Raw genomic sequence first — 9,917 nt, forward strand, 5'->3', positions numbered from 1 at the left:
TCGCAAAACTGGCAAAACCTTAAGGTTAAATTAAGATTAAACCGACATCATAAGATCCATAATTTCATGGCGGCGTTTACTTACTGTTAAATAAATGCGGTCTACAGTCATTACCGGTTAATTACCTTTTTGGGATAGCGTAATGGAAAACTTTTTGCCTTTTTCCCGTCCGTCTATGGGCGAAGAAGAAATAGCGGCTGTGGGGCAGGTATTACGCTCTGGCTGGATCACCACCGGGCCACAGACACATCAGCTTGAACAGGATTTTTCTGCCGCTTTCGGCTGTAAACATGCTATTGCGGTGAGTTCCGCCACCGGCGGCATGCACGTCACCCTGATGGCGCTCGGCATCGGTCCCGGCGATGAAGTGATTACCCCTTCTCAGACCTGGGTTTCCACCCTCAACATGATTGTTTTGCTCGGCGCAGAACCGGTCATGATTGATGTTGATCCTGACACGTTAATGGTCAGTGCCGAAGCGGTTGCCGCAGCCATAACGCCAAAAACCAAAGCAATTATTCCCGTTCATTACGCGGGCGCGCCTTTAGATCTTGACCCTATTTATGCCGTGGCAAATCAGCACAATATTGCGGTAATAGAAGATGCCGCGCACGCTGCAGGCACCAAATATCGTGACCGCTGGATTGGAGCCCGGGGCACCGCAATCTTCTCATTCCACGCAATCAAAAATATGACCTGCGCCGAAGGCGGCCTGATTGCCACGGATGATGATGCTCTGGCTGATAAAGTGCGTGCATTGAAATTCCACGGTCTGGCTGTTGATGCATTTGATCGTCAGGTTTTGGGGCGGAAACCGCAGGCTGAAGTGGTCGAGCCAGGCTTTAAATATAATCTCTCCGACATTCATGCCTCTGTCGCTGTCGTGCAGCTTAAGCGTCTGGCACAAATGAATGCCCGCCGTGCGGAGCTGGCCCAGCGTTATCTGGATAAATTACAGGGCTCACCGTATCTGCCCATGAATGTGCCGGCTTATCCGCATCTGCATACGTGGCATTTATTCATGATACGTGTGGACGAAGCGCGTTGTGGTATCAGTCGTGACGCACTGATGGAACGCCTGAAAGAGCAGGGCATCGGAACCGGTTTACATTTCCGAGCCGCTCACACCCAAAAATATTACCGCGAACGTTATCCGCACCTGAATCTGCCAAACAGCGAATGGAATTCCGCACGTCTGTGCAGTCTGCCGTTGTTCCCTGATATGCAGGACAGCGATGTGGATCGCGTTGTCGCAGCTCTTTTTTCTCTTCTGGAGGCGCAGTAGTGGCGCATTACGAACCTATCCGTAAAGTCTCGGTAGTTATTCCGGTCTATAACGAAGAAGAAAGCCTGCCAGCGTTGCTTTCGCGCACGCAGGCCGCTTGCCAACAATTAACCCAGCAATATGAAATCATTCTGGTCGATGACGGCAGCTCCGACAGCTCCGGCGATATGCTTTCTGCTGCTGCCGAACAACCTGACAGTCATATCATTGCTGTTTTACTCAATCGTAACTATGGTCAGCACTCCGCAATAATGGCCGGTTTCAGCCATGTTACGGGTGATCTGGTTATTACCTTAGATGCCGATCTGCAAAACCCGCCGGAAGAAATTCCACGTCTGGTCGCCACTGCGGATGAAGGTTATGACGTTGTCGGCACTGTACGTGCTAACCGTCGTGATTCATGGTTCCGTAAAACCGCGTCCAGAATGATCAACATGATGATCCAGCGCGCTACCGGTAAATCGATGGGTGACTACGGGTGCATGTTAAGGGCCTATCGCCGTCACATCATCGAAGCCATGCTGCACTGCCATGAGCGCAGTACGTTTATTCCTATCCTGGCTAACACATTCGCGCGCAAAACCGTGGAGATTCCGGTTCAGCATTCCGAACGTGAATTTGGTGATTCCAAATACAGTCTGATGAAACTGATCAATCTGATGTATGACCTGATCACCTGTCTGACTACAACACCGCTGAGAATGCTCAGTGTTGTCGGCAGTGCGATCGCCATCTTCGGTTTCGTTCTTGCGGTCTTCCTTATTTTAATGCGCCTTATTAACGGCCCGGAATGGGCTGCGGAAGGCGTGTTCACGCTATTTGCATTGTTATTCATGTTTATCGGTGCGCAGTTTGTCGGTATGGGGTTACTCGGTGAATACATCGGGCGGATCTATAACGATGTTCGTGCACGTCCCCGTTATTTTGTTCAAAAAGTCGTCGGCGTTCGTACCGAAGACAACAGTCAGGAAGAAGAGTGATGAAAGCGATTGTATTTGCCTATCATGATATTGGTTGTGTTGGTTTACAGGCTCTGGTTGATGCGGGTTACGATGTTCAGGCGGTTTTCACCCACACTGATTCCCCGAATGAGAACCAATTCTTTTCTTCCGTTGCGCGTCAGGGTGCTGAATTGGATTTGCCGGTTTATGCGCCTGAAGATGTTAACCATCCGTTGTGGGTCGACCGCATCCGTGCTTTACAGCCCGATATTATTTTCTCCTTCTACTACCGCAATATGTTGAGCGAAGAGATTTTATCTCTGGCACCGCAGGGTGGCTTCAATCTGCATGGTTCATTGTTGCCGCGTTATCGCGGTCGTGCACCGGTTAACTGGGCGCTTCTGAATGGCGAAACTGAAACGGGCGTGACCTTGCATAAAATGGTTAAACGTCCTGACGCAGGCGACATCGTTGGTCAGCGTAAAGTGGCTATTACTGCCGATGATACTGCGCTGAAACTTCATGCCAAAGTGCGTGAAGCGGCTAAAGCCTTACTGACGGATGTGCTGCCTGAAATGAAGGCGGGCAACCTCACCCTGACCCCGCAAGATGAAACGCAGGCCAGCTACTTTGGCCGCCGTACTGCAGCAGACGGTGAAATTCACTGGCACAAATCTGCCACAGAAATCAATAACCTGATCCGTGCGGTGACTGAACCCTACCCGGGTGCGTTCTCTTATCTGGGACAGCGTAAACTGACTGTATGGCGTGCACGTCCGCTGACTACTCAGCACGACAAACAACCGGGCACCGTGCTTTCTTCTGATCCGCTGACCATCGCCTGTGGCGAAGGTGCGCTGGAAATTCTGGCCGGCCAGAGCGAAAACGGTCTGTATGTTCAGGGCTCCCGACTGGCGCTTGAACTGGGCATCATGCCGGATATGCGTGTCGCGACACTGCCAACGGCGGTGATGAAACGTCGTACCCGCGTGTTAATCCTCGGCGTAAATGGTTTCATCGGTAACCACCTGAGTGAGCGTCTGCTGCGCGAAGACCGCTATGAAATTTATGGTCTGGATATCAGCTCCGATGCGGTCAGCCGCTTCATGAGCAATCCGCATTTCCACTTCGTGGAAGGTGATATCAGCATCCATTCAGAGTGGATCGAATATCACATCAAAAAATGCGACGTTGTTCTGCCACTGGTGGCTATCGCAACGCCAATCGAATACACCCGTAATCCGCTGCGTGTATTCGAACTGGATTTCGAAGAAAACCTGAAAATCGTCCGCGATTGTGTGAAATACAAAAAGCGCATCATCTTCCCGTCAACATCTGAAGTTTACGGTATGTGTGATGACAAAGAATTCGATGAAGATCATTCCCGCCTGATTGTCGGCCCGATCAACAAACAACGCTGGATTTATTCTGTTTCTAAGCAGTTGCTGGACCGCGTGATTTGGGCTTATGGTGCGAAAGAAGGTTTGAAATTCACCCTGTTCCGCCCGTTCAACTGGATGGGTCCACGACTGGACAATCTGGATGCCGCGCGTATCGGCAGCTCCCGCGCCATTACTCAGCTGATCCTGAATCTGGTTGAAGGCTCGCCTATCAAACTGGTGGATGGCGGTGAGCAGAAGCGTTGCTTCACTGATATTAACGACGGTATCGAAGCATTGTTCCGCATTATCGAAAACCGTGACAATCTGTGTGATGGTCAGATCATCAACATCGGTAACCCGACCAACGAAGCAAGTATTCGTGAACTGGCAGAGATGCTGCTGAGTAGCTTTGAATCGCATCCGCTGCGCGCGCAGTTCCCGCCGTTTGCCGGTTTCAATCTGGTGGAAAGCAGCACTTACTACGGTAAGGGTTATCAGGATGTTGAGCATCGTACGCCGAGCATCAAAAATGCCCGTCGTCTGCTGAACTGGAAACCGGAAATTGGTATGGATAAAACCGTTGCTGAAACCCTGGATTTCTTCCTGCGCTCAGTAAATCCTGACGCTGACAAAGCCTGACAGGGTGCCCGTCATGAAGAAAGTGGGTCTGCGCATTGATGTGGATACCTGGAGTGGCACCCGCGAGGGTGTCCCTCAGCTTCTGCAAACGCTTGCCAATCATAAAATTACCGCCAGTTTCTTCTTCAGCGTTGGCCCGGATAATATGGGGCGTCATTTATGGCGCCTGCTTAAACCGCGCTTCCTGTGGAAAATGCTGCGTTCTAATGCGGCGTCCCTTTACGGCTGGGATATTTTACTGGCAGGCACTGCGTGGCCGGGTAAACCTATCGCACGTGATCTCGGTTATCTGATGAAAGAAACCGCCAAACGGGGTCATGAAGTGGGGCTGCATGCCTGGGATCATCAGGGCTGGCAGGCAAAAGTGGGGAAATGGTCCGAGAAACAGCTGGAAGAGCAAATCCGGCTGGGGCTGGATGCATTGGAAAAAAGTCTGGGTCACGATGTTGAATGCTCGGCGGTGGCGGGCTGGCGTGCCGATGAGCGGGTCATTGAAGTCAAAGAACGTTTCCATTTTTACTACAACAGTGATTGCCGCGGAACGCGACCTTTCCTGCCGGTACTGAAAAATGGAACATTGGGTACCGTACAGATTCCTGTGACGTTACCGACGTATGACGAAGTGGCTGGCGGTGAGATTAACGCCGATAACTTCAACGACTTTATTCTTGATGCTATTGCGAAAGATAGCGGTGTACCGGTTTATACCATTCATGCGGAAGTAGAAGGCATGTCACTGGCTCAAAAGTTCGATGAATTACTGACCCGTGCATCTGCACAGGGGATACAGTTTTGCGCGCTGGGTGAGTTGCTGCCGCAAGATCTGAGTTCATTGCCAAGAGGCAAAGTGGTTCGCGCCAGTTTCCCGGGAAGGGAAGGCTGGTTAGGTTGTCAGCAAGAAGGTTTTTCCTGATGTCGAAAACAATTAAAGGCGTATGGAGCACCCTGATCCTGGTGTTTTTCGCGCTGGTATATCTTGTTCCTCTTAATAGCCGCCTGTTATGGCAACCTGATGAAACCCGTTATGCTGAAATCAGCCGCGAAATGCTCCAGCGCGGCGACTGGGTTGTGCCTCATCTTCTCGGATTGCGATACTTTGAAAAACCGGTGGCAGGCTATTGGTTTAACAACATCAGCCAGATGATTTTTGGTGACAGTAATTTTGCTGTGCGTTTTGGTTCGGTATTCAGCACCCTGCTGAGTGCCATTCTGGTGTTCTGGCTGGCACATCTTATGTGGCGTAACCGCCAGACGGCTTATACAGCGGCGCTGATCTATCTTTCCATGACACTGGTGTTCAGTATCGGCACTTACAGTGTTCTGGATCCTATGATCACCTTGTGGATGACCACGGCCATGGTGGCGACCTGGTTCTGCCTGCGGGTTTCGCCTAGACCGCAAAAAACCATAAGCTGGATAGCGCTGGGATTGGCCTGCGGTATGGGCTTCATGACGAAGGGGTTTCTGGCGCTGGCGTTACCGGTTATTGCCGTACTGCCGATTATCTGGCGCGAGAAGCGTTTTAAAACCCTGCTTGGTTGGGGCCCGCTGGCGATTGTGAGCGCGGCGGCACTGAGCCTGCCGTGGGTGCTGGCGATAGCACACCGTGAGCCTGACTTCTGGAATTACTTCTTCTGGGTTGAACATATTCAGCGTTTTGCTGAGGCTGATGCTCAGCATAAGGCACCTTTCTGGTATTACCTGCCGGTACTCTTTCTGGGCGCGCTGCCGTGGCTCGGACTGTTACCTGGCGCATTGCGGGCGGGCTGGACTAAACGGGTCGTACGACCGGAATTATTTTTCCTGTTGAGCTGGGCAATCATGCCGCTGATTTTCTTCAGCATCGCCAAAGGTAAACTGCCGACCTATATTTTGCCGTGCTTTGCGCCGGTTGCCTTGCTGATGGCCGATCATCTCAATCAAATCTGTCAGTCAGGGAAATTGCGTACACTGAAAGCGAATGGTGTGATCAACATCACTTTTGGTCTTCTGATGGCGGCCGCTGTACTGGTGATATCCGGAATTTTGCCGTTCCACATTAAAGCCGTGTTCAGCCGTTCGGAGTTACCCCATGCGCTGATTGGTATTCTGTGCTTTGCGGTATGGGCGCTGGCGGGAGCCATATCGCTGACGGATTTGACAAAGCGCTGGTATTGGGCTGCTCTTTGCCCGCTGGTGCTGGCGTTGCTGGTCGGACAGGCTGTTCCTAAGAAAGTGATGGATTCCAAACAGCCACAGCCCTTTTTGACACAAAATATGGCGTTGTTAAAAGACAGTCGTTATGTACTGACAGACAACGTGGGCGTGGCGACCGCAATCGCGTGGACGCTCAAACGCAGTGACATTCTGATGTTTGATGAAAAGGGTGAGTTGCAATACGGTCTGAGTTATCCGGATGCCAGGAACAATTTTGTCGATGCGGCGCATTTTTCACAATGGCTGCAACAAGCACGCCAGGAAGGAAACGTCTCTCTGGTCCTCAGGCTTGACCGTAATGCTGCCGTAAAATCCTCTCTGCCTCCTGCGGATCAAAAGGTACAAGTTGATCGTCAGGCGCTGCTGTTCTACAAAAAACTGCCATGACCGGTTTCTTTCTGGTTCTTGCCGTCAGCGTTATCACCTGTGCCGGTCAGCTTTGTCAGAAGCAGGCCGCACAGGTCGCCGGGCAGGGCATGGCGAAGGTTTTACGCTGGCTCGGATTGGCGATATTGTTGCTCGGTATCGCCATGCTGTTATGGTTGCGGGTATTACAACTCCTGCCGCTGAGCCTGGCTTATCCCATGCTCAGTCTGAATTTCGTTTTCATCACGCTCTGTGCCCGCGGGTGTTTCGGTGAAGTTGTCGATGCGCGTCACTGGTGCGGCGTTGGGCTGATCATGTGTGGTATAGCCGTAATGAGTTTCAGCTTATGAAAGGATATCTCTGGGGTACGGGAAGCGTGTTGCTGGTCACTGCGGCACAATTGCTGATGAAATGGGGCATGGTGCAGATCCCGGTGTTTTCACTGGCAGCGATAGACGTTCCCTTTATTCTGAGTCATTTAAGTGCATTGATTGCCGTTTTTGCAGGGCTGTGTGGCTATGTCTTATCGATGGGATGCTGGTTTTTTGCGTTGCATTATCTGCCGCTCAACCGGGCATATACTTTACTGAGTCTCAGTTATGTGTTGGTGTATGTGGCCGCAGTCACTTTGCCCTGGTTCAATGAAAGCATCAGCTTAAGTAAAACCCTTGGCGGGTTGCTTATCCTGTCAGGTGTCTGGCTGATTCACAGTAAACCCGTAAAAAAATCTCATTAAATGTATTTTCTGACGATAAAAAACAGCATTAAACATTGGATGACGGATAAAATAGCGCTAAATTCTATTAGTTCTTAGATAACGGCGACTTATCCGGTGCGCGTAAACCTTCGCGTCTGGTCATGCCGTGACGCTATTCGAGAAGGAATGCACTATGCGCTGGTCGTCTGTATCCATGTATTCCCTGCTGGCTGTTGCCGCATTAATTCTTAACGGTTGCAGCAGCCACGCTCCGCCGCCAAGCGGCAGGTTTGCCGATTCTATTACTGTCGTGGCCGAGCTTAACGACCAGCTCAGCCAGTGGCATGGTGCCCCGTATCGTTACGGCGGATTACAACCGAGCGGCGTCGACTGTTCTGGTTTTGTCTTCCGCACTTACCGTGACCGATTTGGCGTCGTGCTGCCGAGAACAACCGCCGACCAGACCAAAATTGGCACCAAAGTACCACGTGATGAATTATTACCCGGTGACCTGGTTTTCTTCAAAACCGGCAGCGGTGAAAATGGTCTTCACGTCGGTATCTATGACACGGCCGATCAGTTTATCCATGCCTCGACCAGTCAGGGCGTAACCCGTTCTTCGCTTGATAATGTTTACTGGCGTAAAGTCTACTGGCAGGCGCGCCGCATCTGACGCGGCACCAAATCGTATTTCCCCTGATTTCACTGCGTATTTCATCCTGTTTTTTGCTGCTATTATCCGGGCAGACTCTTCAGGATGAATATGCAATGAAACCTCTCAGACTATTACTTTCCGATTCTTATGATCCCTGGTTCAATCTGGCGGTAGAAGACTGTATTTTCCGTGAGATGACCACGCAACGTGTGTTATTCCTCTGGAGAAATGCCGAAACTGTGGTTTTAAGTTAGTATACACACTTGAGACTAATTATCATTTGATGGTTAAATATGACGACTCGCCGCCCCATGTATACACCCGTATTAGTAAAACGACACAAACTGAAGGCAGTGGTTTAGACGAATAAACAACCCGTATAGAGCATTACTTAGAGTCTAAGAAGCACTTGTTTGATGGTGAAGTAACGTACTGGCAAGATATTGGCCTATCGGCATACAAAAATAAAAGCATCCAAGATGGACAAGATGCAGGATGAAGTATTATCTGCACAAGAAATGATAAAGCGTTTAGAGGCAATGATTGCGAATCTGAGAATGGAAAGTAATAATTTCATTCTCATTATTTTACTTTTTTATGAGAACTAATTATTCTCACAATGGGAAGTTTTTATTGCTTAATTGTACTATATATAGTGCTGCAACCCGAATTATACCGCTATATGTGGGGTATTGGTGCCATTGTGAGAACTATATATTAAAAATCACCTTAACGAACAAAAATAATTCTCTTGATTAAATCGCTTACATATTTTCAGTCTTAGATAGACTAACTCCCTTTGGTCGTTAGTCTATCTAAAATCGATAATAAGATCATACTTGCGTTTTTGCCAGCCCCTTACGGGAAGTCAAAGAACGCCCGTTTTATTTGGCCTTTCGACTACTGAGAAGTGAAAACAAATAGTACTTACCCAATAGCAACTACTACAAAGTGATTGGGCAAGTATCCGTAAGTCGCCACCGAGCCACGCCGCAAGGCATCAACTAAGGAAACATACTATGAAGAAAAGGAAACCGAATTGGAAGAAAGAAGGAATGAAGTCAAACGGACTTTATAACACTGTCAAGAAATCCCCACTAAGTGATAGCTCCCCGATAGGTAATGAACTCAGGGAGGTAATCAGGGACTATCTGACTAAATACAAAGAACAGAAGGGAACCACGGCAAGTTACACACACTTGAATAAAAAATATGGACTACGTGCTACCGCAGAATTTTACAAAAACTTATAAGGAAATAAAATGGCAGAAAAAACAAAAGCAGAATTACGTACTGATTACCTAATGGCTAACACAAGCTACGTAGAAAACGTTACAGACGATCTATTAGTAACAGACCTCGTAGCACTACAGAAAGATTTAAACAGCCTCACGGCGTTTGTAGACGCATATGGAAACAATGATAAATCTGATGCTCAACTAAAAGAACTACAAGACAGTATTGATAACATTAAATCACTAATGAATGCAGAAGGGTAACAATATAGTTCATCATAACAGAATATTAGAAATTATATGATGAGACGAAGACCGCGTTGAATGATCTAAATCACGAAGGAAGTTAAATTCAGATATTTCGTACAGTCTTTTTAATGTTTAATAATTTTAATCAGTTGTATACTCTTTAGACGTCACGTAAAAGGGGAAGGTATGGATACGGTTGAAGAACTAAATGGAACTTACTTTTATGCGGGTAAGTCAAATTTAACTGCTGGTGAGATGCTTTTTATGATCTT

At 48.8% G+C, this 9,917-nt stretch carries 10 protein-coding genes and 1 pseudogene; all 11 read left to right on the forward strand.

Annotated elements, in window-relative coordinates; translation table 11 throughout:
- The first annotated feature begins 142 nt into the window (after positions 1-142).
- Complete coding sequence (gene arnB / locus J1785_RS07600; RefSeq protein ID WP_129951729.1) at positions 143-1,285, forward strand: UDP-4-amino-4-deoxy-L-arabinose aminotransferase; 1,143 nt, start codon at positions 143-145, stop codon at positions 1,283-1,285.
- Complete coding sequence (arnC, locus tag J1785_RS07605; protein ID WP_129951728.1) at positions 1,285-2,265, forward strand: undecaprenyl-phosphate 4-deoxy-4-formamido-L-arabinose transferase; 981 nt, start codon at positions 1,285-1,287, stop codon at positions 2,263-2,265. Before arnB ends, arnC begins: the two co-directional genes overlap by 1 nt.
- Positions 2,265-4,247 carry a bifunctional UDP-4-amino-4-deoxy-L-arabinose formyltransferase/UDP-glucuronic acid oxidase ArnA gene (arnA, locus tag J1785_RS07610; RefSeq protein WP_217139155.1) on the forward strand — a complete coding sequence of 661 codons (1,983 nt, stop codon included), beginning with the start codon at positions 2,265-2,267 and terminating at the stop codon, positions 4,245-4,247. The genes arnC and arnA overlap by 1 nt, the downstream gene beginning before the upstream one ends.
- 13 nt (positions 4,248-4,260) lie before the next feature.
- The gene (gene arnD / locus J1785_RS07615; RefSeq protein ID WP_129951726.1) at positions 4,261-5,160 is read left to right on the forward strand and encodes a 4-deoxy-4-formamido-L-arabinose-phosphoundecaprenol deformylase; all 900 of its coding nucleotides are present in this window, start codon (positions 4,261-4,263) and stop codon (positions 5,158-5,160) included.
- Positions 5,160-6,830, forward strand: coding sequence for a lipid IV(A) 4-amino-4-deoxy-L-arabinosyltransferase (gene arnT / locus J1785_RS07620; protein ID WP_217219164.1), 1,671 nt, complete (start codon positions 5,160-5,162; stop codon positions 6,828-6,830). Before arnD ends, arnT begins: the two co-directional genes overlap by 1 nt.
- The gene (arnE, locus tag J1785_RS07625; RefSeq protein WP_129951724.1) at positions 6,827-7,159 is read left to right on the forward strand and encodes a 4-amino-4-deoxy-L-arabinose-phosphoundecaprenol flippase subunit ArnE; all 333 of its coding nucleotides are present in this window, start codon (positions 6,827-6,829) and stop codon (positions 7,157-7,159) included. The genes arnT and arnE overlap by 4 nt, the downstream gene beginning before the upstream one ends.
- On the forward strand, positions 7,156-7,545 hold the full coding sequence (gene arnF, locus J1785_RS07630) for a 4-amino-4-deoxy-L-arabinose-phosphoundecaprenol flippase subunit ArnF (RefSeq protein WP_217219165.1): 390 nt from the start codon (positions 7,156-7,158) through the stop codon (positions 7,543-7,545). The genes arnE and arnF overlap by 4 nt, the downstream gene beginning before the upstream one ends.
- A 154-nt stretch (positions 7,546-7,699) precedes the next feature.
- Positions 7,700-8,179 (forward strand): NlpC/P60 family protein, encoded by a 480-nt coding sequence (locus tag J1785_RS07635; RefSeq protein ID WP_129951722.1) that lies wholly within the window; start codon positions 7,700-7,702, stop codon positions 8,177-8,179.
- Between the two features lie 95 nt (positions 8,180-8,274).
- Positions 8,275-8,409 (forward strand): annotated as a pseudogene (lplA, locus tag J1785_RS07640) (lipoate--protein ligase LplA); the annotation flags it as partial.
- A gap of 1,014 nt (positions 8,410-9,423) precedes the next feature.
- Positions 9,424-9,660, forward strand: a complete 237-nt coding sequence (locus J1785_RS07645; RefSeq protein ID WP_217219166.1) for a hypothetical protein — start codon at positions 9,424-9,426, stop codon at positions 9,658-9,660.
- A gap of 171 nt (positions 9,661-9,831) precedes the next feature.
- Positions 9,832-9,917, forward strand: an 86-nt coding sequence (locus tag J1785_RS27015; RefSeq protein ID WP_476655350.1) for an STM2901 family protein, incomplete at its 3' end; no start/stop codon positions are given.

The sequence above is a fragment of the Rahnella perminowiae genome, assembly GCF_019049755.1.
Classification (GTDB): Bacteria; Pseudomonadota; Gammaproteobacteria; order Enterobacterales; family Enterobacteriaceae; genus Rahnella; species Rahnella perminowiae.

Excerpts from the sequence above, each read along its gene's own strand:
- arnB (WP_129951729.1), top strand. The coding sequence starts at position 143 with ATGGAAAACTTTTTGCCTTTTTCCCGTCCGTCTATGGGCGAAGAAGAA.
- arnA (WP_217139155.1), top strand. The coding sequence starts at position 2,265 with ATGAAAGCGATTGTATTTGCCTATCATGATATTGGTTGTGTTGGTTTA.
- arnD (WP_129951726.1), top strand. The coding sequence starts at position 4,261 with ATGAAGAAAGTGGGTCTGCGCATTGATGTGGATACCTGGAGTGGCACC.
- arnT (WP_217219164.1), top strand. The coding sequence starts at position 5,160 with ATGTCGAAAACAATTAAAGGCGTATGGAGCACCCTGATCCTGGTGTTT.
- arnE (WP_129951724.1), top strand. The coding sequence starts at position 6,827 with ATGACCGGTTTCTTTCTGGTTCTTGCCGTCAGCGTTATCACCTGTGCC.
- arnF (WP_217219165.1), top strand. The coding sequence starts at position 7,156 with ATGAAAGGATATCTCTGGGGTACGGGAAGCGTGTTGCTGGTCACTGCG.
- J1785_RS07635 (WP_129951722.1), top strand. The coding sequence starts at position 7,700 with ATGCGCTGGTCGTCTGTATCCATGTATTCCCTGCTGGCTGTTGCCGCA.
- J1785_RS07645 (WP_217219166.1), top strand. The coding sequence starts at position 9,424 with ATGGCAGAAAAAACAAAAGCAGAATTACGTACTGATTACCTAATGGCT.